Origin of the sequence: Rhodococcus sp. NPDC056516 (genome assembly GCF_042794655.1) — a bacterium.
Taxonomy (GTDB): domain Bacteria; phylum Actinomycetota; class Actinomycetes; order Mycobacteriales; family Mycobacteriaceae; genus Rhodococcus_F.
Map to the genome: position 1 here is coordinate 556,527 of NZ_JBHTTG010000005.1, position 23,619 is coordinate 580,145.

Annotated in this window: 20 protein-coding genes; 10 read left to right on the forward strand and 10 right to left on the reverse strand. The window is 63.2% G+C overall.

Features of this window, described 5'->3' with window-relative positions; all coding sequences use genetic code 11:
- Positions 1 to 210: 210 nt before the first annotated feature.
- Positions 211 to 912, forward strand: coding sequence for a PadR family transcriptional regulator (locus ACFQ6Y_RS18445; protein WP_378448547.1), 702 nt, complete (start codon positions 211 to 213; stop codon positions 910 to 912).
- A 1-nt stretch (position 913) separates the two neighbouring features.
- Here ACFQ6Y_RS18445 and ACFQ6Y_RS18450 read toward each other — a convergent pair whose 3' ends face one another.
- From ACFQ6Y_RS18450 to ACFQ6Y_RS18470, 5 genes are all read right to left on the reverse strand, one after another.
- On the reverse strand, positions 914 to 1,696 hold the full coding sequence (locus ACFQ6Y_RS18450; RefSeq protein ID WP_020968790.1) for an IclR family transcriptional regulator: 783 nt from the start codon (positions 1,694 to 1,696) through the stop codon (positions 914 to 916).
- Between the two features lie 188 nt (positions 1,697 to 1,884).
- The gene (gene bphC, locus ACFQ6Y_RS18455) at positions 1,885 to 2,796 is read right to left on the reverse strand and encodes a biphenyl-2,3-diol 1,2-dioxygenase (RefSeq protein WP_378448546.1); all 912 of its coding nucleotides are present in this window, start codon (positions 2,794 to 2,796) and stop codon (positions 1,885 to 1,887) included.
- Between the two features lie 39 nt (positions 2,797 to 2,835).
- Positions 2,836 to 4,017, reverse strand: coding sequence for an acyl-CoA dehydrogenase family protein (locus ACFQ6Y_RS18460; RefSeq protein ID WP_378635578.1), 1,182 nt, complete (start codon positions 4,015 to 4,017; stop codon positions 2,836 to 2,838).
- A 51-nt stretch (positions 4,018 to 4,068) separates the two neighbouring features.
- Complete coding sequence (locus ACFQ6Y_RS18465; RefSeq protein WP_378635584.1) at positions 4,069 to 5,265, reverse strand: Rieske 2Fe-2S domain-containing protein; 1,197 nt, start codon at positions 5,263 to 5,265, stop codon at positions 4,069 to 4,071.
- A 126-nt stretch (positions 5,266 to 5,391) separates the two neighbouring features.
- Positions 5,392 to 5,937 (reverse strand): hypothetical protein, encoded by a 546-nt coding sequence (locus tag ACFQ6Y_RS18470; RefSeq protein WP_378635589.1) that lies wholly within the window; start codon positions 5,935 to 5,937, stop codon positions 5,392 to 5,394.
- A 222-nt stretch (positions 5,938 to 6,159) separates the two neighbouring features.
- Between ACFQ6Y_RS18470 and ACFQ6Y_RS18475 the strand changes: the two genes are divergently transcribed.
- Positions 6,160 to 7,734 carry an AMP-binding protein gene (locus tag ACFQ6Y_RS18475; RefSeq protein WP_378635712.1) on the forward strand — a complete coding sequence of 525 codons (1,575 nt, stop codon included), beginning with the start codon at positions 6,160 to 6,162 and terminating at the stop codon, positions 7,732 to 7,734.
- A gap of 24 nt (positions 7,735 to 7,758) precedes the next feature.
- Here the strand turns inward: ACFQ6Y_RS18475 and ACFQ6Y_RS18480 are convergent, their stop codons facing one another.
- The gene (locus ACFQ6Y_RS18480; protein ID WP_378635593.1) at positions 7,759 to 8,442 is read right to left on the reverse strand and encodes a response regulator; all 684 of its coding nucleotides are present in this window, start codon (positions 8,440 to 8,442) and stop codon (positions 7,759 to 7,761) included.
- Entirely contained in the window at positions 8,439 to 10,091 is a 1,653-nt protein-coding gene (locus tag ACFQ6Y_RS18485; RefSeq protein ID WP_378635596.1) for an ATP-binding protein, read from the reverse strand. Before ACFQ6Y_RS18485 ends, ACFQ6Y_RS18480 begins: the two co-directional genes overlap by 4 nt.
- Positions 10,092 to 10,203: 112 nt before the next feature.
- Here ACFQ6Y_RS18485 and ACFQ6Y_RS18490 point away from each other — a divergent pair, with 112 nt between their 5' ends.
- Entirely contained in the window at positions 10,204 to 11,256 is a 1,053-nt protein-coding gene (locus ACFQ6Y_RS18490) for a Bug family tripartite tricarboxylate transporter substrate binding protein (protein ID WP_378635600.1), read from the forward strand.
- A 93-nt stretch (positions 11,257 to 11,349) separates the two neighbouring features.
- Entirely contained in the window at positions 11,350 to 12,753 is a 1,404-nt protein-coding gene (locus ACFQ6Y_RS18495; RefSeq protein ID WP_378635604.1) for a CitMHS family transporter, read from the forward strand.
- 6 nt (positions 12,754 to 12,759) lie between these two features.
- On the opposite strand, the gene ACFQ6Y_RS18500 is transcribed toward ACFQ6Y_RS18495, so the two are convergent.
- Entirely contained in the window at positions 12,760 to 13,947 is a 1,188-nt protein-coding gene (locus ACFQ6Y_RS18500) for a nitric oxide synthase oxygenase (RefSeq protein WP_378536081.1), read from the reverse strand.
- A 235-nt stretch (positions 13,948 to 14,182) separates the two neighbouring features.
- Here ACFQ6Y_RS18500 and ACFQ6Y_RS18505 point away from each other — a divergent pair, with 235 nt between their 5' ends.
- Positions 14,183 to 15,343: a globin domain-containing protein gene (locus tag ACFQ6Y_RS18505; RefSeq protein ID WP_378635614.1), complete on the forward strand. Its 1,161-nt coding sequence runs from the start codon at positions 14,183 to 14,185 to the stop codon at positions 15,341 to 15,343.
- Between the two features lie 3 nt (positions 15,344 to 15,346).
- Here the strand turns inward: ACFQ6Y_RS18505 and ACFQ6Y_RS18510 are convergent, their stop codons facing one another.
- Both ACFQ6Y_RS18510 and ACFQ6Y_RS18515 read right to left on the reverse strand, forming a co-directional pair.
- Positions 15,347 to 16,093: an FAD-binding oxidoreductase gene (locus tag ACFQ6Y_RS18510; protein ID WP_050656278.1), complete on the reverse strand. Its 747-nt coding sequence runs from the start codon at positions 16,091 to 16,093 to the stop codon at positions 15,347 to 15,349.
- 16 nt (positions 16,094 to 16,109) lie between these two features.
- Positions 16,110 to 17,288, reverse strand: a complete 1,179-nt coding sequence (locus ACFQ6Y_RS18515) for an FAD-binding oxidoreductase (RefSeq protein ID WP_378548536.1) — start codon at positions 17,286 to 17,288, stop codon at positions 16,110 to 16,112.
- A gap of 200 nt (positions 17,289 to 17,488) precedes the next feature.
- Here ACFQ6Y_RS18515 and clpB point away from each other — a divergent pair, with 200 nt between their 5' ends.
- From clpB to pyrE, 5 genes are all read left to right on the forward strand, one after another.
- Positions 17,489 to 20,041, forward strand: a complete 2,553-nt coding sequence (gene clpB / locus ACFQ6Y_RS18520) for an ATP-dependent chaperone ClpB (protein WP_230816327.1) — start codon at positions 17,489 to 17,491, stop codon at positions 20,039 to 20,041.
- A 173-nt stretch (positions 20,042 to 20,214) separates the two neighbouring features.
- Positions 20,215 to 21,171 (forward strand): hypothetical protein, encoded by a 957-nt coding sequence (locus ACFQ6Y_RS18525; RefSeq protein WP_378536087.1) that lies wholly within the window; start codon positions 20,215 to 20,217, stop codon positions 21,169 to 21,171.
- An 86-nt stretch (positions 21,172 to 21,257) separates the two neighbouring features.
- Positions 21,258 to 22,130 carry a hypothetical protein gene (locus ACFQ6Y_RS18530; protein ID WP_378635717.1) on the forward strand — a complete coding sequence of 291 codons (873 nt, stop codon included), beginning with the start codon at positions 21,258 to 21,260 and terminating at the stop codon, positions 22,128 to 22,130.
- A gap of 46 nt (positions 22,131 to 22,176) precedes the next feature.
- Positions 22,177 to 22,977 carry an SDR family NAD(P)-dependent oxidoreductase gene (locus ACFQ6Y_RS18535; RefSeq protein ID WP_378635619.1) on the forward strand — a complete coding sequence of 267 codons (801 nt, stop codon included), beginning with the start codon at positions 22,177 to 22,179 and terminating at the stop codon, positions 22,975 to 22,977.
- Between the two features lie 74 nt (positions 22,978 to 23,051).
- On the forward strand, positions 23,052 to 23,585 hold the full coding sequence (gene pyrE, locus ACFQ6Y_RS18540; protein WP_003944385.1) for an orotate phosphoribosyltransferase: 534 nt from the start codon (positions 23,052 to 23,054) through the stop codon (positions 23,583 to 23,585).
- The last annotated feature ends 34 nt before the right edge of the window (positions 23,586 to 23,619 follow it).

Sequence of the window (23,619 nt, forward strand, 5' to 3'; positions counted from 1 at the left end):
GAACTCTGCAAACAACTTCAGAAGCAACGATGTGTGGCGTCGCGGCCGTAATCCAGCGGCAGTCCCACTCAATGGCAGTAATGCCGTCTCTGCCCGGATCCGGACCGCCGAGTGCCAGGTGAAGGGGTCTCACACAAATTTGATCCCGCTCAGCGGTCCGTTCGGATTCTACGAAACCAGCAAATCACCAGTGATTGTTAGACTTCGGGCATGTCCGAACCTGATGACGTGTCCCGAGGACTTCCCGCTACCAGCTGGGCAGTGCTCGGAATGCTCACGTTCGGGGAGGAACTGACCGGAAACGATCTGAAGAAGTGGGCTGACTGGAGCGTCGGCTTCTTCTACTGGAGCCCGTCCATCAGCCAGGTCTACGCAGAGTTGAAGAAGCTCGAAAGCATCGGGTTCGTGGAGTCTCGGGTCGTCTCCGAGCCGGGTGTACGCGGCAAGCGCCTCTACTCGATCACCCAATCAGGAACCGACGCCGTCCGGACGTGGTCACGCGAAGCTCCAGTGGAGGTTCCGGTGCTCAAGCACGGCGTGATGCTGCGTCTGTGGATGGGGCATCTCAACGAGCCCGAGCGACTGAAGGCGCTGGTGGAAGCCCACATCGCCAACGTCGAAGAGCAGATTCGACGCGCGAAACTCCACGCAGATCATGCCGAGAACGAGCCGGCCTGGTCGTTCCCGGTCATGACGTTGCGCTGGTCGGAGCGTTACTTCCGAGCAGAGATCGAACTTGCTCGCGAACTTCTCGAAGACATCGATCGTGCGTCCGCCGAGTACGCGAACGTCGCCGAGCACGATCGACTGGGATCGCCGTTGCCCTCGACGCCTGGCAGATGGAAGAACGTCGAGGAGTACGTGTTGGCGCTCGAGCAGGCCGGGCTCACCGGTAACGGCTCGACTATCTGAGTCAGGCCCCGGCTGCGGTCGGCATGTTGCGCAGCAGGTGACGACGCTGCAATGTCGGAGTGACGCTCAGCGACCCGCCGTCGATGCCTCGCCAAATGGCAGCGGCTGCCATCCGAACCGGTGCTGCGCTGACGTGGTCGAGGCGGAGAGCCTTCGACGGCGCGCAGATGGATACCGCGGCAACGGCGCGCCCGATGGGGCCGATCGGTGCCGCAAGACAGCTGAATCCCGGTAGGCCGTTTCCGGTTTCGAATGCAACCCCGGATTCGCGAATCCGGGCGAGGTGGGGCAGCGCGTAACCCGATGACTTCGGCGAACCGAACGCGAGCAGCGCCTGACCGATCGCAGTGGTCTCGGCCCGGCGTCGACCACCCACACGCGTCGGCACCGCGGCTGCGAGGCGTCCGCCGATCTTCTCCATGTAGACCACATCGGGGCCGTCGAGGATGCCGAGGTGAACCACAAAGCCGGTGACGCGGTAGAGCTCGTGGAGAAGCGGCATGGCTGCAGCGTGGAGGCGGTCCTGATGAACCGCGAGCGATCCCAGCTCGACGAGGCGCATACCGAGTTCGTAGTCGCGGCCGTCGCGACGCAGCCAACGCATCGAGACGAGACGTTCGAGCATGCGATGGGCAGACGAGCGGGGAAGGCCCGTGCTCCGAACGACTTGAGCGAGCGTCAACCTGCCGGGACCGTCGAAGGCGTCGAGAACTAGCGAGACGCGATCGAGAATTGCCGTCGGGGCCGAATCGGCGCCTAAAGCATCTACAGCCTGCAGTGTCATCGTGTACCTCACTTCTCTTAGAGCTCCACAACCAGTGAACTGGCTATTTCAATTAGAAATAGTGTCATAGACTTACGAATTTGTGAAGTGGATCACCGGTCTGTTTTCGGGCGCGTCACCTTGGAAACGAGGAAAAGGGCTTGCGCGAATACTCGCGCAAGCCCCCTTGGTTCCCGTACCGGCAGGTACTACATCGCTGCCAGCGGCTCGCTTCCGGACCAGTCGTGGCCCCAGTAGCTGTCTGCTGTGATCTCCTCGGAGGAGTACGAGTCCTGATCCACCTTCGAGCCCTCGGTGCCGAACTCGATGTCCCAGCCGCCGGGTGCGCGGACGTAGAAGGAGATCATCTTGTCGTTGGTGTGACGACCCAGGGTCGACGAGACGGAGAACCCGTCCTTCATCACTCGGTCGAGTGCCTGGCCGACGGCGTCGAGGGTGTCCACCTCGACCATGATGTGAATCAAGCCGGGCGCGCCGCCGTGCGGTGCCGGGCACAGGGCCAAGCTGTGGTGACGCTCGTTGACGCCCATGAAACGGATTCGCAGCGGCCCGAATTCGGGCGGAGCCGGCAGACGGAACGCGCCGCGTGGGTAGAAGCCGAGCACCTCGGTGTAGAAGTCGAAGCTCGCCGCGCTGTCCATCACCGGAAGCACGACGTGGCCGAGACCCTGTGAGCCGGTGACGAATCGAGCGCCGAAGGGCGTCACCACCGGGCTGTGGTCGAGGATCGCTCCGTGGAAGACCTCGATGGCTGCTCCGCCGGGATCGGTGAAGGCGATGACCTCCTCGACCCGTCGAGCGTCCGCCTCGGCGAGCGAAAGCTGCTCCACCTCGGTGCCGTTCTTCTCGAGCGCTTCCTGAACGCGGCGCAGTGCGGCGTGATCGGCGACCTCCCAACCGATGTTGACGATCTCGTCGCGCTCACCCTCGACGACGACGATGCGCGCAGCGCGCTCGTCGAGCCGCAGGTACAGAGCGTTCTCGTCCGGCCCACTGCCCTTGGCGAAGCCGAGAACGTCGAAAGCGAAAGTGCGCCAACGTGCCATGTCGTTGGTCGAGATCTTGACGTAGCCAAGTCCCTTGATGTCAGTGTGTGTCATCGTGTCTGGTTCCTGTCGATTTCTTGTGTCGAAGCCTGATCAGATCATCGCCCGCAGCGGACCCTGCGGGTCGGCGCCGAGGCGGCTCAGTGAGGCGGCGTGGAATACGGTGCCCGGTACGTGAATTGCGTGATGCTGCCCAGCGTGAGCGTCGCGCCAGAATCGCTGGAGCGGCTTGTCCATCCGCAGTGCGTTGCCGCCGCAGCGTGGGTAGACCTGATCGATCGCGTTGATCGCGCGCCAGGCGGCCTGCACCTGAGTCTGACGTCCCTCGGCGCGCTGCTCGAAGGTCACTTCCTTGCCGGCGTCCACTCGATCCCACATGCGGTCGACGTTGGCAAGCAGGGTGTCGCGCGCGGCCCGGATGTCGGCAGTTGCCTGACCGATCGCGAACAAGGTGTACGGGTCGTCCTTGACGGCCGTGCCCTGTGCGTTGATGCGATCGGCCTGGTACTCGTTGGCGTGGAAGAGCATTCCCTCGCAGATGCCGATCGTGGCGGCGGTGATACCGAGGGGGAACATGTTCGACCACGGCATCAGGTACAGCGTCTCGGTGCGTCCGTACTTGCGCACTGCCGTGCCGTCGATGACCTCGTCGCAGTCCATGACGCGGTAATCGGGGACGTAGGCATCCTTGACCACGAGGTCTTTGGAGCCGGTGCCGCGAAGTCCCATGACATCCCACGAATCTTCGATGATCTCGTAGTCGGTACGCGGAATGATGACATGGAGCATGCGCGGCGGCATCTCCATGTTGCCGTCCTTGTCACAGGCCATCGCGCCGAGGAATGCCCAGTCGCAATGGTCTGTGCCGGAGGAGAACTGCCAGCGACCGGAGAACTTGTAGCCACCGTCGGTCGGGATACACATTCCGCCGGGCATGTACGGCGAGGCCATCCAGGTATCGGGATCCGATCCCCAGATCTCCTGCTGCACCTTCGGATCCGCGAACGCGAGCTGCCACGGGTGAACTCCGACGATCCCGTGCACCCAGCCGGCCGAGGGATTCAGCGAAGCCATGCGCATGACGGTCTCGGCGAATTCGCGAGGATGCGCCTCCATGCCGCCGTGTTCCTTGGGGTGCAGCATGCGGATGGAACCGATTGCCTTCATCTTCTTAGCGGTGTCGTCGGCCACTCGGCCGATCCGCTCGGCCTCGATGCCTTCGGCAAAGATGTCGTCGGCCATCGCGTTGATCTGTTCGAGTACTTCGTACGTCATGTTGTTCCTTGCGTCCAGTCCGGTTGTTTCAGCTGTGTTTTCGACTGCGGATCAGGAGGTTGTCTCGAGCGCCCCGGCGTCGCGTGCGGCAACGTTTTCGGCGACTTCCCGCTTCCAGCTCTCCACGGCGCGGGTGGTGTCGATCTCGAATTCGAAGCGCTTGGTCATGTCTTCCGTGACGTTCTCGACGTCGGTGTAGAACTGGTTGTACCAGCGCCGCAACTGGTAAACCGGGCCGTCCTCCTCGGAGAGCAGCGGGTTGTCGATGGGGGCCTTGTTCTTCCATATCTCCACGTCCTGAAGGAATCCCATCTCGACCCCCTCGGTGAACTGCGCTGCCATCGCTGCAGTGGACTCGTCGTCCATACCGGGAAGCTTCTTGACCATCGCGCCGTACTGCAGCACGAAGGCATTGTTCGAGATGGGGTAGTGGCAGTTGATCAATACGGTTTCGATGATCTGCCCGTTGGCTTCACTCTTGATCCAGTCGATCATGTACGACGGACCGAAATACGATGCATCCGAACGAAGCACAGCGTTGGGATCGCCGTAGTTGGTACCGCTGATGATGTCCTCACGTCCCACCGATTCCATGTACTGGCTCGCGACGTGACCTTCGAAGATGTTCTTGAAGTACTTGGGGAACGAGTAGTGAACGTAGAAGAAGTGGGCCATGTCCACGACGTTGTCCACGATCTCGCGGCAATGCGAGCCTTCGATGGTGAGCGTGTTCCAGCTCCAGTCGCTCCACTCGCTGCTTCCGAAACCCTCGATGTCGGGAATTGTGACCTCGGCGGGCGGGGGATTTCCCTGGGGGTCGTGCCAGACGAAGAGCTGGCCGTTCTTCTCGAGTGTGGTCCACGCCCGCGTCTTGGCCAGCGGCGGAACCCGTCGTGCGTAGGGGATCGCCGTACATTTTCCGTTACCGCCCCAACGCCAGTCGTGGAACGGGCAGGCGATCGAATCGCCCTTGACCGTGCCCTGCGCCAGGTTGCCGCCCATGTGGCGGCAGTAGGCGTCGAGGATCTTGATGTCGCCCTTACTGTCTGCGAAGACGACAAGGCTGGTGCCGAATGCGTCGATCTGGTGGGGTTGACCGTCGCGGTAGGTCTTGCTGAGTCCGAGGCAGTGCCATCCACGCGCGAACCGCGCGGGAGGCGCTGCCGCTTCGATTTCTCGAATTTCCTCGCCGGCGCCCGACTGCGTCGGGGCGTCCGTAGTGGTGAGTGGGCCGGTTCCGAGTGCCATGTCTTCCTCCGAGCCGCGTCTTGCGACGCTCCAGTGATGTGATCCGCCTCATACAACGACGAAGCGCCCGCTGGAGATACGGCAGTTCCCGCTGGATGGAACGCCTACTCGGTGACCTGCAGAGATTCAGCTCGCGAGAGTCGCCGCATTGTCGATCGCGTAAGTCGCCCAGGCGCGGGCGGTGACGACCCCGGCGGGATCGGTGGCGACCAGAGCTACGTCGGTGACGCTCTCGTGGTCCTTCTCGTACGTGGCGAGCACCGTCACGGAGCAGTTCAGATCTGTTCCTACGGAGGTCGAGGTGCAGCGTCCGCGGAACCGGCGTAGCGACGCGGAACCGTAACGTCGAGCGGCGAAATCAGCAAGGGCGGCAACGGAATCGGTTCCGGCGTCAGGTGTCGGGGCTTCACGAACGAAGACCTCGGCCACCAGATGCCCGGTCTGATCGTGGTATTCGGTGATCCGCTCGAGCGTCGAACCCAGCGATCTCACGGATCCGGTGAGCAGCGCGCCGGGATCGGGGCGTCCGAAGAACACGACGTCCTGCTCGACGACGGACCCGTCGGGTGCGGAGCGCACGGTTCCGTACAACGAGTCGAAATCGGGCAGGAGCGTGGTGGCAGCACGGGGAGCAGTTGCCGTGAAGTGGGCGGTACCGAGGTTGGTAGTCATGACACTCTCCGTTGGACGCGACCGAGACGCGGTCGTCTCGGTGGGTACATCGACGCTAACCACCGCTCTGGCGGGTGACGACGGGCTTCCCGCTGATCGGGAGCATTCTCGGATTCGATCGAAGAGGTGGAACCTGTTCCAGTTTTGTGCAATTCTGGATATCGTATTCGTGACCGGGAGCACATCTCGATGACTGCACGCGCCGAGCAGAAGGAAGACCAGATGACAGACGAGTTCGCTGACCTGCACCGACCGGTTTACGGTCCGGACCTGCTCATCACCGCTCTGGAACGCAATCACGACAAGCCCGCGCTGTACCTCGGCGACGTGATTCTCACCGGCGGTCAGATGCGCGATCAGATCAGCTGCTTCGCCCAGGCGCTCGCGTCACTGGGAATCACTCAGGGCACCAGCACCGCCATGCTGTCGAAGAACCGTCCCGAGGTCCTGATCAGCATGGGCGCGACCATGATCACCGGCTGTCGGGCGAGCGCCCTGAACCCGATGGGATCGCTCGACGACCACAAGTACATCGTCGACGACGCCGAGATCGAGACCCTCATCTTCGATCCCAACGCCTTCGAGGAGCGTGCCGCCGAGTTGAAGGCGTCGTCGCCTTCGCTGACCAACGTGCTCTCGATGGGGCCGTCCGAGGTGGGAATCGACATCCTCGCGCTGGCTGCCACGTTCGAGCCTGCGCCGCTGAAGGCAGCGCACGTCGACGCCGAAGACGCCAGCAGCATGGTCTACACCGGTGGAACGACCGGCAAGCCCAAAGGTGTTGTGGGGTCCTTCCGTTCGGGTGCGGCGCTCAATCAGATCCAGATGTCGGAGTGGCAGTGGCCCGAGGACAACCGCTTCCTCATCTGCACGCCCCTCTCGCACGCGGGTGCGGCGTTCTTCATCCCGACTTTGCTGCGCGGCGGCGCGTTGATCGTCCTGCCCGCCTTCGAACCAGGCGCGGTGCTCGAGGCGATCGAAAAGCACAAGATCACGGCAACCATGCTGGTGCCCACCATGATCTACATGCTCATGGATCACCCGGATCTACCTAAGCGTGACGTCTCGAGTTTGCAGACGCTGTTCTACGGAGCGTCCGCGATGTCTCCCGCCAGATTGCAGGAGGGCATCAAGAAGTTCGGTCAGATATTCTTCCAGTTCTACGGTCAGACCGAGTGCGGCATGACAATTTCGGTGCTGCGCAAGGAAGAACACCTCGCCGACGATCCGGCCCGCCTCGCCACGTGTGGGCGTCCGGTGCCGTGGCTCGACGTCCGGTTGCTCGACGACGACCTCAACGAGGTGCCGCAGGGAGAACTTGGTGAGATCTGCGTGCGCGGTCCGCTGATCATGAAGGGGTATTGGAAGAAGCCTGCCGAGACCACCGAGGCATTCCGTGGTGGTTGGCTGCACACCGGCGACATCGCGCGTAAGGACAAGGACGGGTTCATGTCGATCGTCGATCGCAAGAAAGACATGATCGTGACCGGTGGTTTCAACGTGTTCCCGCGCGAAATCGAGGACGTGATCTCGGCGCACCCGTCCGTCGCATCGGTGGCGGTAGTCGGTGTGCCCGACGACAAGTGGGGCGAAGCCGTCAAGGCGTGCGTGGTGCTTCGTGCCGGACTGACCGTCGACACCGAGGAACTGGTCGAGAAGGTGAAGGCAGCCAAGGGTTCGGTTCACGCGCCCAAGAGCATCGACTTCGTGGATTCCCTTCCGCTGACGCCGCTGGGCAAGTTGGACAAGAAGGCACTGCGCGCGAGGTACTGGGAGACCAGCGCCCGCGCGGTCTAGCAACCAGCGTCGTGTAGCGCAGGTTCAGCGTTTCCAGACGTATCGACGCTCCGGGCGGCCCACCACTCCGTATTTCAGCGAGGTGGTGGACCGCCCGGTTTCGTACAGGTACTCGAGGTAGCGCCTCGCGCTCGCCCGCGAGATGCCGACCCTCTCGGAAATGTCTGTAGCCGAGGCGGGTTCGGTTCCGTCACGCAGTGCTGTCTCGACCAGCTGAAGGGTCTCAGGACTGAGTCCCTTCGGTAGACCCTTGAGCGACGATGCCGCGGTCGCGCCACCGGCCACGCCGAAAGCCTCGTCCACCGCTCGCTGTTCAGCTTCGCCGATGCTGTCGAGCTTCGCGTACGTCGATCGGTACCGCTCGAGACGCTCACGTAGAACCTCGAACGTGAATGGCTTCATCAGGTAATGCACGACGCCGCTGCGCAGTGCCTTCTTGACCGAGCCCGCCTCGCGTTCACTCGTGATGACAAGAACATCCAGCTCCGGTGCCAGCTCGCGAAACGGGGCGATCAGATCGAGTCCGGTGGTGCCGGGCAGGTGGACGTCGAGAAGAACCAGGTCGGGTTGCAACTCACCGACTGCGGTCAGGGCGGCCTCGGCCGAATGGGCGACGCCGCACACTTCGAAACCGTCTATCCGCGAGACGAATCCGCTGTGCACCTTCGCCACCATGAAGTCGTCGTCGACCACCAGTACCCGGATCATGCGCCCTCTCCGTCGTGTAGGACTGCCGTGAAGACAGTCCACTCGATGCCTTCTGCCGAACGAGTGCTCACGGTGACGTCGCCGCCCCGTCGACGACACGTGAGGCGTACCAGCGCCAAGCCGAAACCGTGTCCGTCACTCGATTGTCCCTTGGTGCTCCAACCCTGGCCGAAAACCCTGTCGCGATTCTCCGGCGCGATACCGGGGCCGGCGTCCTCGACACGCACTTCGACGGCGGTGCCACGGTCGCGAATCGACAACCGAACCTTGCGACGCGAGGCTTCCGGCATCTCACCGACGGCGTCGACGGCATTGTCGACGAGGTTTCCGACTACCGTCACGAGATCTCGTCCGAGTCCGCGGTCCACCGCCTCCAGATGCGTGTCCGGCGCCAACTCGACCGTGACCAACCCCTGTGCAGCGGCGCCTATCTTGGCGATCACGAGTGCGGCGGTGCCGACGTCGGCGATCTTCTCGGTCACGGTCGCACTGACCTGCGCGCGCTCCATGGTCAGACCCTCGACGTAGCCGACCACCTCGTCGTATTCGCCGAGTTGGATGAGGCCGGAGATGGTGTGCAGTTGATTGTCGAACTCGTGGATGTGAGCGCGTAGTGCGTCGGTGCTGGTTTTGGTCACGTCGAGTTCTTCTTCCACGGAACGCAATTCGGTGCGGTCGCGGAAAGTGGTGACCGAACCGATGGTGCGGCCCTTCGATTCGATCAAGACGGTGTTGAGGACGAGCAGGCGATCGCCGACAAGAACCAACTGATCGGATTCGGTTGTGCCGGAAGTCAGTACACTCTGGAGGCGGTCGTCGAGACCGAGGTCCCGCACCGATCTGCCGGCACTGCCGCGTGGGATGTCGAGGAGTTGGTGGGCACTGTCGCTCATCAGCACCACTTTTCCCTGCGCGTCGAATGCGATGACGCCTTCCTTGAGACCGCGCAGCATTGCCTCACGTTGGCGAACCAGGTCCAGGATCTCGCCGGCTTCCATGCCGAGGGTCTGCCGTTTGACCCTGCGGGCCAACAGGATCGACCCGACGCCGCCGAGAAGGGATGCCACCGCGAGGTACACCAGGAGATTCGGCGCGGACTGTCCTAGCCGCGTCCAGATCGAGGGGTACTCGATGCCGACGATCGCAGTCCCGGTAATCGCTCCTTCACTGCCGAGAATCGGAACGTGCGCCTCCACGGCCTTGCCGGAGGGCGTGTCGACCAAACCCGTCCATGACCGATCCTGGGTCTGACGTGCGTCGATGCCGACGTCGCCGGGACGCGTCGAAATCACGACACCGCCGTCGGCGTCGGCAAGCGAGACATAGGTGACGCCCGAGATGGCGCGCACCGAGTCGACCGAACCTTGTAGTCCGGAGCGGAGGCGGGTCTGAGCCTGGGGGAGCAGTTCGCGCACTGCCGGATTGGCTGCGAGCGATTCCGCTGCCGAGAGTGCGCGGCGTCCTTCCTCGCGTTGGAAACTCGCAGACGACTGCGCGAGGGAGAGGGCAGTGACGCACACGAGAACCGCGACGACGATCAGAAGTTGCAGTTCGAGAAGTTGTGTCGCCAGAGTGTGCCGGCGCCGACGAAGTCGCGCACGCAGAGGCAACTTGCGCTCTCGCTCCGCCTGCTCGTTTCCTGAGGACACCAGCCAGACCCTAGCCTTCAGTTCGATGCCGGGGAAGCGGCCGTTCGTGAGCACAATGAGCACAAATCAATTTGCTTTCCCAATGGTGACCCCAGTCACAAAGTGCGTCAGTATGAAACCTGTTCACACATCGGTACCGGCAGACAAGGACAAGGCCATGAGCGCATCGAAGCGGCTGAGCAGGCATATCGCCCTGCTCGGTGCCTGCGCGATGACTCTTGTGCTCTCGACCGGATGTACTCCGCTCGAGTCCTTTTTTGCCGGTGGCCGAGCGGGTGAGAGTTCCGAGGAACTGCGCGTACTGGTGCCCTCGGTGGCCGGTGGTGGTTACGACCTGACTGCCCGGACCATGGTGCAAGCACTTGCCGACGAAGGAACCGTCGACGCCGACGTCGTTGTGCTGCCCGGATCGGGCGGCATCGTCGGACTCAACCGGTTGGCTCTCGAACGCGGAAACCCCGACCTTCTCATGGTCATGGGACTCGGAGTTCTCGGTTCGCTCGAGATACTGCCGTCCGAGCACACACTTGCCGACGTGACGCCGATCGCGAGACTGGTCGAAGAACCGGAAGCGCTACTGGTTCCAGCAGATTCACCGTACAAAACTCTCGCCGATCTGACGCAGGCCTGGGTGGCGGATCCGTCGTCGATCTCGATCGGCGGCGGTTCGAGTGAAGGTGGACCGGACGGGTTGTTCCGCCTTCTGTTCGCCCGGGCGGTCGGTGTCGATCCGTCGCGCTCCCCGTACCGCATCTACGACGGCGGTGGAGAACTGCTTCCCGCACTGCTCACGAGGCAGGTCGACGTCGCTGCTACGGGTATCGGTGAGTACCTCGATCAGATTGCGGCAGGCACGGTTCGGGTCCTTGCGGTCAGCTCGCCGGCCCGTACCCCGGCGGTGGATGCGCCCACGATGGCGGAGTCCGGCGTCGACGTCACGTTCACCAATTGGCGCGGGCTCATGGCGCCGCCGGGCCTGACGGACGATCAGCGTCAGCACTTGCAGAATTTGGTAGGGGATCTGGCGGCAAGCCCGCGGTGGAACGAGCTGTCTCGCCGAAACGGTTGGAACAGTGCAGTTCTCACCGAACCCGAGTTCTCCGCATTCCTCACCGATCAATCCCGGTTTGTCGACGCAACACTCGATCCGCCCGGCATCAACTAAGCACAACCGAAGTTTCGTTTCACCTCAACGAAGGTCACCGGCTCGATTTGCCGTGCCGTTTTTCTCGGCAATTCAGCACAAAAGGAGTTCATCATGCTCGTCACACTCGGCTTCCTCATGGTTGCGGTGTTCATGTTCCTGATCCTCACCAAACGCGCGACCCCGGTGGTGGGACTGACTCTGGTTCCGGTGGCCTTCGGACTACTTGCCGGGGCCGGCCTCGGAATCGGCGACATGATCACCGACGGCATCAAGTCGCTCGCACCCACCGCGGCGCTGTTGTTCTTCGCGATCATCTTCTTCGGAATCATGATCGACGTCGGACTCTTCGATCCGCTGGTCAAGCTCATCCTGCGGATGGTGCGTGACGATCCGATGCGGCTCGTGGTCGGAACCGCAGTGCTCGCGATGGTTGTCTCCCTGGACGGCGACGGTTCGACGACCTTCATCATCGTGACCTCCGCGATGCTCCCGCTCTACCTCAAACTCGGCGTCAGTCCCGTCGTCCTGACGGTGATCGCCGGCCTGTCGAACGCGACGATGAACATCATTCCCTGGGGTGGCCCGACCGTCCGGGCCGCGAGCGCGCTGGGACTCTCACCTTCCGACGTCTTCGTCCCGATGGTGCCGTCGTTGATCGTCGGACTGATCATGGTGCTCGGGTTCGCCATTCACCTCGGGATCATGGAGCGCCGAAGGATCGGGACTTTGGTCCTGACTTCTGAGCGCATCCTCGAAAAGGTCGGAAACGGTGGAAGTTCTAGCACCGGAAGCACCGGAAGCACCGGAAGCGCCGGCACCGGCGGCTCGAACGAGCCGGAAGACGACGGCGGCGACACCGGACGCTTCATCGACGGGCTTGCCCCCGGGCGTGACACCTTGCGGCCGAAACTCCTGTGGTTCAACGCAGCGCTGACGACGATCCTTCTCGTTGTGCTCGTGATGGACATCCTGCCCATTCCGGTCCTCTTCATGATCGCGTCGTCGATCGCCCTCGCGGTCAACTTCCCGGCGGTCAAGGATCAGGGTGAAGCAATCGCACGCCATTCGTCGAGCATCGTCTCGGTGGTCGCGATGGTGCTGGCAGCAGCCGTGCTGACCGGCGTTTTCCAGGGAACCGGCATGGTCGAGGCAATGGCCGAGTGGTTGCTCCAGGTCATTCCCGACGCGATGGGCCCGCACCTCGCCGTCATCACGGGCGTCCTGAGCATTCCGCTCACGTTCTTCATGACCAACGACGCGTTCTACTTCGGTGTACTCCCGGTGCTGTCCGAGACGGCAGCGCAGTACGGAATCGAGCCGGTGGAGATGGCACGTGCGTCGATCACCGGGCAGGCAGTGCACATGCAGAGCCCGCTGGTCCCGGCGATCCTGCTCCTGGTCACACTCGCCGGTGTGTCGCTGGCGGATCACCACAAGAAGGTTCTGTGGCGAGCCGGTCTGATCTCGATCACGATGCTCGTGGTCGGCGTCGGATTGGGACAGATCCCCTTCTGAGCGCGATCAGTTGTGGAAGGGGCACCGGCCTTGGTCGGTGCCCTTCTTCTTTTTTGTCACGAAGTTGGGCCGGATGTCGAGATCGGGCTCGTCGTACAGGCGGTGGAACGTCGGCGTGAGCGAGCTGGACATGGGCGGGTTCACCCATGACCAGTCGGTGGGGCACTTGCGCCCGGCCTTGTCCTCGCGCGCGATGTGATCGATGAATTGCTTTGCGACAGTGTGGTGGTCGACCATGATGACGCCGGCCTTGCGGTAGCTGTGAATAACTGCGCGGTTCAACTCGACCAGTGCGCGGTCCTTCCAGAGCGTGCGGTCGTGGCTCATGTCGAGCTCCATCATCGCTCCGATGGTGGGCAACATGTTGTAGCGATCGCCGTCACTGAAGTTACGGGCTCCGACCTCGGTGCTGACGTACCAACCGCTGAACGGCGTGCAGGGATACACGATTCCGCCGATGTCGAGGTTCATGTCCGAGACTGCGGGAACGGCATGCCATTTAAGCCCCAGATCAGCGAACCAGCTGTATTCGGGATGCTCGATCTCGACCTCGAGAACGAGGTCGGCCGGGACGTCGAAGTACTGCAGGGGTTCGTCGGGAACCGAAATCAGTACGGGGAGAACGTCGAACGGCGTACCGGCGCCTTTCCATCCCATCGCGGTGACCTGAGCGGTCAGATCGACGTGCCACGGGTCGCCGAGGATGGTGCCGTCAGGCTGCCGGTAGCCGGCGTAGCGGATCAGTTGCGGGCTGAGGATGCGGTACTCCTGACCGTCCTCTCGGGGGAGTGGCCCGACCGTCACGACCGACTGCAGAGCGCCGCCGTTGGTCGACATACGCAGGTGCTCCCAGCATGCTTCTGCGAGAGCGGAAGCCGTGACGGCATCGCGCGCGTCGATGAGTTTGAGGGTCCGCCAATGCGCGCGACCGACACACCTGGCGTGGTTTCGCCAGGCGAGTTTGGCGCCGACGAGCAATTCCTCCGCTGTGTGCGTGTAGGTACCGGTCCGATGGAGCTCACGCAAGGCCTCGCGCCGCCGAGACGTCGGGAGGTGGCCCAGTTCCGGAGAGTCGAAAAATTCGACGCACTCGAGTTCCCGACGTTGAAGCTCGGTCAGCGTCGGGGTAGTGGAGGCGATCTGGGACGTAAGCCCGCTATCGGTGGGCAATTCGTCCTGTCGAACAAAATCCACGGCACGACTCCTGTTTGGCTGGTTGAGATTTCGCTGAACGTTAGCTCGGCGATCGAGAGTGTCGAAGCTCTTGTTTATCTTGCACGCAAGAATAAGAAAGGGACGGTCACACCGCGAAATGGGGTCGCATTGTGACACTTGTCCAGAATGATTTACGAGTCAGACATTTGTGACATAAGCTGCAGACGAAATTCCGCGGCGGGTCTTGCCGCGTCTAGTCGGGACGAGGATGAGCGTGGATTCGCAAGCAATTTCTCTGGTCCGGTCGAGCTTCAAATCCGTCGCTGCGGTAGAAGATGGTCCGGAACGGCTCGCCCGTACCTTTTATTCGATTCTGTTCGCTCGATCGCCCGAAACCCGTGAGTTTTTTCCGGCAGCGATGGATGTGCAGCGGGATCGGCTCGTCAGCGCTATCGCTCACGTCGTCGAACGTCTCGACGAGTCCGACGCGATACTCGAGTACCTCGCGCAGCTCGGCCGCGATCACCGTAAGTACGGAGTCACCGACGAGCACTACACGGCCGTCGGTAATGCCTTGATCGAAGCGCTCGAGACGTTCGGCGGTGCCGAACTGTGGACAGACGAGGTCGACAGTGCGTGGCGCAACGCGCTCGCGATCATCTCGGCAGCGATGATGGATGCCGCCAACGCCGAGGACGGTCCGCCCGCCTGGAGTGCCACCGTCATCGATTGCCGCCCGGTCATCAAGGGCGTCGCCGTCGTCCGGCTGCAACTCGACCAGACTATGGAGTACCGCGCCGGTCAGTACGTCAGCGTGCAGGTCGCCGCGAGGCCGCGCATGTGGCGCTACCTCTCACCGGCCACGCCGTACGACGGAAGCGGAATCCTCGAGTTCCACATCCGTCAGGTCACCGGTGGTTGGGTCAGCCCGGCGATGGTCAACCAGACCGCCGTCGGCGACACCTGGGTGGTCGGCTCGCCGATCGGTGCACTCGGGATTCCGGAGAACTCCAAGGACCTGCTGATGATCGCGTCGGGAACAGGCGTCGCGCCTCTTCGCGCGCAGATACTCGAGCTGATCCGACGCGGAAACACGCGCAAGGTTCATCTGTTCTATTCCGGTCAGAATCCGTGCGATCTCTACGACCTTCCACACCTGTGGAAGTTGGCCGAGAAGCACCCGTGGCTCACGATCGTCCCCGTCTCCGAAGAGGACGAGAATCCGTGGTGGCACACCGAATCGGAGCCACTCCCGCCGATCGGCATGAAGCGGCGCATCGTCGGCAAGGTCGGCAAGGTCGTGACCTCGTTCGGGGACTGGGCGGGCTACGACATCCAGGTCGTCGGCAGCGAATCCATGGTCAACAGCACCAAATTCAGGCTTCGCGCAGTGGGCATCGACGTCGACACCGTTCGCAATGATCCGACGTACTGATCGTCAGTACGGGTCGAACTGAATGACGTCGGCCGGGGTGCCGGCCTCGATCAACCGATCACGCGTCGATCGAACCATGGCCGCGGATCCGCACACCAAGACCTGATGTTCGGTGAACGCGCCGTACGACGCGACAACGTCGGCGAGCGTTCCCTCGATGAGATGATCGTCGCCGAATCCGATGTCGACGTTCAACCGGTCGAACCATCCGTCGGGCGGGCCGCCGTCGGACAGATCTTCGACGACGGGAATCGGCTGCAACCACGGAAACTGGTCGGCCAGCAGCCACAGCATGTCCGCTGCGTAGAGATCACGAAGCGTTCGGCCGCCGAAGAAGAGGTACACCTGCGGCGGGTTTGGGGTCTGAGCCAGATCGAGAATGATCGAGCGCAGTGGGGCCAAACCGGTTCCGCCCGCGACCATGATGACGGTGGGGCCGTTCTCGTCGACCGACAGATTGCCGCGCGGGTCGAGTATCTGCCAAACGTCACCGGGTTGGGTGTCCTTGACTATCGAACCGCTGACCCAACCGCCGGGAACCGTCTTGACGTGAAACTCCAACTTCCCGTCGTGTGAGGGAGGCAGGGCGGGGGAGAGCCGGCGGAGCAACCGCGAATTCTGCGGAACGCTGACGTCGACGTACTGGCCGGGGCGGAACGGGACGACGTCGCCGACCAGGCGGACAACCGCCAGATCCTCACGGAGACGGTGATGTTCGACGACTGTGCTCGACCAGGTTCGCTGGGCCATGAAAGTTCTCCTGTAGTCAGTAGAGCGGGTCGTGCCGGATCTGGTCGAGCGGAGTTCCGCCGGCGCGCAAGGCGTAGACGGTCGTCTTGATCATCGACGGTGACCCCGAGATCTGGACCTGGCGGTCGGCCCACGAGCCGAACTGCGAAACCACTTTTCCGATTGGTCCGATCAGTCGGCTGTGCATTCCGAAGGGGGGTTCGAGTACCGGTCCGTTGTGCCACCAAGGGTTTTCGGGTTCTTCGGATACCGGTACGACGGTCAACCACGGGTTGCTGAGCGAGATGTGCCAGAGCGTTTCGAGGTCGTAGAGGTCGCACGGATACCGTCCGCCGACGAACAGGTGCACGCGCGGATTGTTCGCGCGCTGAGACATTTCCATCACCTGGGCTCGCAGTGGGGCGATGCCGGTGCCGGAGCCGATCATGAGAACGTCGCGGTCGCTGGTGAAGTCGACCTCCAAGCCGCCGAGGGGAGTGGACATGACCCAGCGGTCACCGACATTGGTTTCACCGACGATCGCCGGGCTGACCCATCCTCCCGACACCTTGCGGATGTGGAACTCGAGCTGACCGAAAGGGTTGGTCGGAATCGCCGGCGAGTAGTACCGCCACATCTTCGGGCGTTGGGGAATCTGAACGCCGAGGTATTGCCCCGCCCCGTACGGAATGGGTGGGTCGGCTTCGAGGCGCACTATCGCCAGATCGTCGAGCACTCGTTCGTGGCTGACCACGGTTCCACCCCAGAGCGCCGGGGACGTGTCGGATTCGGCGCCGTCGGCCATCGTGCTGACGATGAGGTCGGTGAACTGAGACCAGGCGTCCTCCAGTTCCGGTGTCCACTTGTAGCGACTGTGCGCGCTGGTTCCGTACATCGACCGAACCGCGCGCTCGAGTGCAACACCGGCAGCCTCGTAGTGCTCACGCTCGACGCCGTAACGGCGATGATCGCGGCCGAGTTGGGTGAGGAACTTCCGGATCCGACGATGTTGGGGGAGGTTCTTGACGACGAACTCGATCGCTCTGAAGAAACGGTGCCCCTGCGATTCCATCCCGGCCGGGAACAATGAGCGGTACAGAGGATGTTCCGCAAAGAGGCCGGTGTAGAACACGGCCGAGAAGTGCGCACGGCTCTCTTCGTCGTCGGTCAGAGAATCGAGGCTGGATTGCAGACGGGCAATCACTGTCGGATCCAATCCATCCCCCTTTCACACCAGCTGCAACTCTCGCCACAATTCTAGTACGGCTGAAAATGTGACCTACGAAACGAACTCGGCCTGGCGAAAACAAACTTGAGCGGAATAGACTCAAGTTTGTCCGCGTTGAGCATATTGACACAGTCGCAATACCAACCGGTCGCGGCTCTTCCCGTTCGACTTCGCCAGAAAGGTGACAAGTGGACTCGTTCACACCAACAACCAAGACCCAGGCTGCGATGACGGCTGCACTGCAGTCGGCGTCGTCGGCGGGTAACCCCGATATCCGGCCTGCCCATCTGCTGGTCGCATTGCTCGACCAGACCGACGGCATCGCTGCCCCACTACTCAAAGCTGTAGGCGTCGACCCCACCGTCGTACACCGAGAAGCACAGGCAATCGTCGATCGCCTGCCCAAGACAACCGGCGCAAGCTCCACTCCGCAACTCGGGCGTGAGGCACTCGCGGCACTGACCGCTGCTCAGCACCTCGCCACCGAAATGGACGACGAGTACGTCTCCACCGAGCACGTCCTCTACGGGCTGGCCGGCGGCGACTCCGACGTCGCACAGTTGCTCGTGCGCCACGGCGCCACCCAGGACGCACTGCGTGAAGCCTTCACCACCGTCCGTGGCAGCGCTCGCGTCACCAGCCCAGAGCCCGAAGGCACCTACCAAGCACTGGAAAAGTACTCGACCGACCTCACCGAAGCCGCACGAAGCGGCAAGCTCGACCCGGTGATCGGTCGCGACACCGAGATCCGTCGTGTCGTGCAGGTGCTCTCGCGTCGTACCAAGAACAACCCGGTACTCATCGGTGAGCCCGGCGTCGGCAAGACCGCGATCGTGGAGGGCCTGGCCCAACGCATCGTCGCGGGTGACGTCCCGGAATCGCTGCGAGGCAAGACCGTCGTGTCCCTGGACCTCGGGTCCATGGTCGCGGGCGCCAAGTTCCGCGGTGAATTCGAGGAGCGCCTCAAGGCTGTCCTCGACGACATCAAGAACAGTGCCGGACAGGTCATCACCTTCATCGACGAGTTGCACACCATCGTTGGCGCCGGTGCCACCGGTGAATCCGCGATGGACGCAGGCAACATGATCAAGCCGATGCTCGCCCGCGGTGAGCTGCGGCTGGTCGGTGCCACCACGCTCGAGGAGTACCGCAAGTACATCGAGAAGGACGCCGCACTCGAGCGTCGTTTCCAGCAGGTGCTCGTCGGTGAGCCCTCGGTCGAGGACACCATCGGCATCCTGCGCGGCCTCAAGGAGCGCTACGAGGTGCACCACGGCGTGCGCATCACCGACTCCGCGTTGGTGGCTGCTGCCGCGCTGTCGGACCGCTACATCACGTCGCGGTTCCTGCCGGACAAGGCCATCGACCTCGTGGACGAAGCTGCATCGCGACTTCGCATGGAGATCGACTCGCGACCCGTCGAGATCGACGAGGTGGAACGCACCGTTCGCCGACTCGAAATCGAAGAAGTGGCACTCGAGAAGGAAACCGACGACGCGTCCAAGGCACGGCTCGAGAAGCTGCGTCAGGAACTCGCCGACGACCGCGAAAAGCTCAATCAGCTCAGCACCCGCTGGCAGAACGAAAAGCAGGCCATCGACTCGGTGCGCGTGCTGAAGGAACAGCTCGAAACCCTGCGAGGAGAGTCCGAACGCGCTGAGCGTGACGGCGATCTGGGCAAGGCAGCCGAGTTGCGCTACGGCCGCATCCCGGCGCTCGAGAAGGAACTGGAAGAGGCAGCAGCCGCTTCCGGAGCTGCCTCCGACGGTGACGTGATGCTCAAGGAAGAGGTCGGGCCCGACGACGTCGCAGACGTGGTCGCAGCCTGGACCGGAATCCCCGCCGGCCGGATGATGGAAGGCGAGACCGAGAAGCTGCTCCGCATGGAGTCCGAACTCGGCAAGCGGGTAGTCGGGCAGACCGACGCCGTCGTCGCCGTCTCGGATGCGGTCCGCCGCGCCAGAGCAGGTGTCGCCGATCCTAATCGGCCCACCGGTTCCTTCCTGTTCCTCGGCCCGACCGGCGTCGGTAAGACGGAGCTCGCCAAAGCCTTGGCGGATTTCCTCTTCGACGACGAGCGCGCGATGATCCGCATCGACATGAGCGAATACGGTGAGAAGCACTCGGTGGCCCGACTCGTCGGTGCCCCTCCGGGATACGTCGGCTACGAAGCCGGCGGCCAGCTCACCGAAGCAGTTCGGCGACGCCCGTACTCGGTGGTCCTCTTCGACGAGGTCGAGAAGGCACACCCCGACGTGTTCGACGTCCTGCTCGCAGTGCTCGACGAAGGCCGACTCACCGACGGTCAAGGCCGCACGGTGGACTTCCGCAACACCATCCTGATCCTGACCTCCAACCTGGGATCCGGTGGAACACGTGAGCAGGTCATGGACGCGGTACGCCACGCGTTCAAACCCGAGTTCATCAACCGTCTCGACGACGTCGTTGTCTTCGACTCGCTCTCCGAAGAGCAGTTGGAGCACATCGTCGACATCCAGCTCGAGCAGTTGCAGAAGCGTCTGGCTGCGCGTCGTCTCACCCTCGAGGTGAACGGTGCGGCCCGGATGTGGCTTGCGGTTCGCGGCTACGACCCGCTGTACGGCGCTCGGCCTCTGCGTCGACTCGTTCAGCAGTCGATCGGCGACCAGCTCGCCAAGCTGCTCCTGGCCGGCAAGGTCCAGGACGGCGACACCGTGCATGTCGGTGTCAGCGAGGACGCGGATCAGTTGGTTCTCTCCTGATCGGTTCTGCCTCGATTCGGTAAGCGGAATGCCCCGTCGATCCAAGTGGATCGGCGGGGCATTCGCTTTTTGTTCTACCCTGGATGGCTGGATGCTCGAACTGGGGAAGTCTGCACCCGCGCCTCTCCGAACGACTTCGACGCTCTTTCGTCCTAACCGAAGGTGAGCCAGGCATGACCGATCAGAACGATCCGCGCAATTCGGGTGGGCCGCGCCGTGAGGATCCCGAGGCGACCGAGGTGTGGGGGCGTACGCCCGACCAGCCGACGGAGCAATACGGGACGGTGTCCGGCCCGTCGAATCCGAACCAGCCGACGGAGTATTTCGGTCAGCAGCCGGGGGCAGAGCAGTATCCGGGGGCACAGCAGTATCCCTACGGTGGCCCGGATCAGAACACGGAGTACTTGGGTCAGCAGGGGCAGCAGCCGAACCCCACTCAGGCCTTTCCCGCCTACAACCCGCAGTTCGATCCGCAGGCACCGCCGCCCGGTGCGACGCAGGCCTATCCGCCTTACACGGCCCAGCAGTACGGGAACACGCAGCAGTACGGAAATACACAGCAGTACCCGGTTGCCGGGGGCGGCGGTGGAGTTCCGCCGGAACAGCCGTTCATCGAAGACGGGTCGCCCGGAGGTGGCAAGAAGCGCAAGCTCGGGACGTGGGTGGCCGCCGGCGTGGTCGGGATCCTCGTCGCCGTGATCGCGATCATCGCGTTCTCGGCGTTCGGTTCGAACGACAAGGGCACCCAGACCGCTTTCGTCCCCCCGACCACCACGACGCAGGCACCGACCACCACACCGCCGAAGGCGAGCACAACTGCGCCGACTCCGACGACGGATTCCCCGCTCAGCCAGCTTCCGGGCGGGCTCGGCGAAGTGATCGGTGACGCCGGGGGAGCCGTCGGCACCGTGAAGTCGAACGACGGCGGCACGTTGGTCATCGATTCGATCGGCGGCTCGCAGGTGACGGTCCTGACCACCTCGGACACCACGCTCATCGCGCTCAACCGCGCGACCATCGCCGATCTGCAACCGGGAGACAACATCGTCGTCGACGGAACTCCGGTGGAGAACGGCACGATGACCGCGAACACGATTCTGAGTACGTCGTTGCCGAAGTTCGGCAACTGAGTCGTTCACGACACATCGGGCGAGTCCACCAGGGTGTCGCGGGAGGTTGAGGCCGTGAGTCGCTACCCTGGAGGGTGATGACTGGAATGTGGTTCGGACTGGCAGTAATTGCACTCGCAGGCGCGGGTGCGCTTCTGTACGTCGACAGGACGAGGCGAGATCAATCGGGGCGAGTGCGCCAGATCTGGGCAAAGGCGCAGGGCTACACGTACACGGCCACTGATGATCAGCTGGCAGGCGAATGGCACCGCGCGGTCATGGCCAAGCAGGACTACCTGACTGCCACCGACGTCGTCCGCGGCCGCCGTCGCGGCGAGCAGTTCGTGCTGTTCGACCTGGAAGAGACCGCAACCATCGTGGCCGTTCGCCGCGAGATCGGGTCGGACGTCGACATCGATCTTCGGTTGAAGTCGACGGCTCCGCCCAAGGACGGCGACCTGAACTTGCTGGGTGCGATCGGTTCCCGGGTGGTTTTTGCAACCGACCTCGAGATTGCTCGTCGCGTCTGTGATCAGCGCATGGTGGCGTTCACCGAATCCGTTCCGCCGTCGATCAGCATGCTGTGGAGCGAAGGGCAGTGGACGCTCGGTTCGCTCCCGGTGACCAGCAACGGCCGGGATTGGGACGCTGCAATCGAGTCGGTTGCGCGCCTGTCCGGCATTTTGCATGTACTGCCCCCGGTCACGGATCCCAACGAACTCGAGGTCGATCACGATCCGAGCCGCCCGCGGCCGGGCGCCGAGAAGTCTCGCCCCACTCCGGATCCGGTAGAGCAGCCCCGTACGCGTCAGGAGCAGCCGCCTCGTGAAGCTGCGCCGCGTGAATTTTCGCCGCGTGAGTCCGGACCGCGTGAATCTGCGCCACGTCAGGACCAGTCGCTGCGCAAGCCCGAGGCGGCTGACAAGCCGGCTCAGCGTCCGGCGTCGCAGCGCTCGGGCACAATCCGTCCGGTCGACTGACCTTTCAGGTTCCCGTCCAGTAGCAATAACCACTAGCGTGGCCGGTATGTCGACTTCCCACTCGGATCGCCCTGTGCGCCCCGTTGCCCTGGTGACCGGACCTACTTCTGGTCTCGGCGCCGGTTTCGCCAAGAAATACGCTTCCCTCGGATACGACCTGGTTCTCGTCGCGCGTGACGAAGTCAGATTGCACGACCTCGCGTCCGAGTTGAAGACGATGTTCGGCACCGAGTCCGAGATTCTGCTTGCCGATCTCGCATCGGAGGCCGGACGCGAATCGGTCGCGCTGCGCCTCGAGAAGGGCGTCGAGGTGTTGGTGAACAACGCCGGATTCGGTACCTCCGGCGAGTTCTGGACCGCAGATCCGGCGCTTCTGCAGTCGCAACTCGACGTCAACGTCACCGCCGTGATGCGGCTGACTCGCGCGGCGCTGCCCAGCATGATTGCGTCGGCGCACGGAACGATTGTCAACGTTGCAAGCGTCGCGGGCCTGCTCTCCGGCCGCGGTTCGACGTATTCGGCAAGCAAGGCCTATGTCATCTCGTTCACCGAAGGGCTGTCCGGCGGGTTGGCCGGGACGGGAGTGCGCGTGCAGGCGCTGTGCCCGGGCTTCATTCGCACCGAGTTCCACGAGCGCGCGGGCATCGAGATGTCCACGATCCCCAAGCCGATGTGGCTGAGCGTCGACCAGGTGGTTGCGGCGTCGATGAAGGATCTCGGTGACGACAAGGTCATCAGTATTCCGGGATTCCAGTACAAGGTCCTCACGACGGCCGGGCGTCTCGTTCCCAAGGGGCTGGTTCGCCGGCTGACCAACATCGTCGGACGAGGCCGCGGGCGGACGTAGCCCAGAGGCGGAAGCCGGACGTAGCCCAGAGGCAGAAGCTGAACACAAGGCAGTGGTCGGTAGGCTGAGCAGTCATGAGCGATCGTGAGGATTTGGCTGCGCTGGTGCGCGAATTGGCTGTTGTACACGGGAAGGTGACGTTGTCCTCGGGCAAGGAAGCCGATTACTACGTCGACCTTCGCCGCGCGACACTCCATCACAAGGCAGCGCCGTTGATCGGCTCGCTGCTGCGTGAACTGGTCGCGGACTGGGATTTCGACGCTGTCGGCGGTTTGACGATGGGCGCCGATCCGGTTGCGATGGCGGTGATGCATGCTCCCGGACGCCCGATCGACGCGTTTGTCGTCCGGAAAGCTGCCAAGGCGCACGGGATGCAGCGTCAGATCGAGGGCCCGGACATCGTCGGCAAGCGCGTCCTGGTGGTCGAGGACACGACCACGACGGGCAATTCGCCGTTGACGGCAGTGAAGGCCCTGCGCGAAGCAGGGGCCACCGTGGTCGGAGTTGCGACGGTCGTCGATCGTGCGACGGGTGCGGACGCGGTGATCGGTGCCGAGGGCGTCGAGTACCGCTCGCTGTTGGGCCTGGAAGATCTGAACCTGAGCTGACGCCCGTGAGTGGTTAAGGAGTCCCTGCACTCCT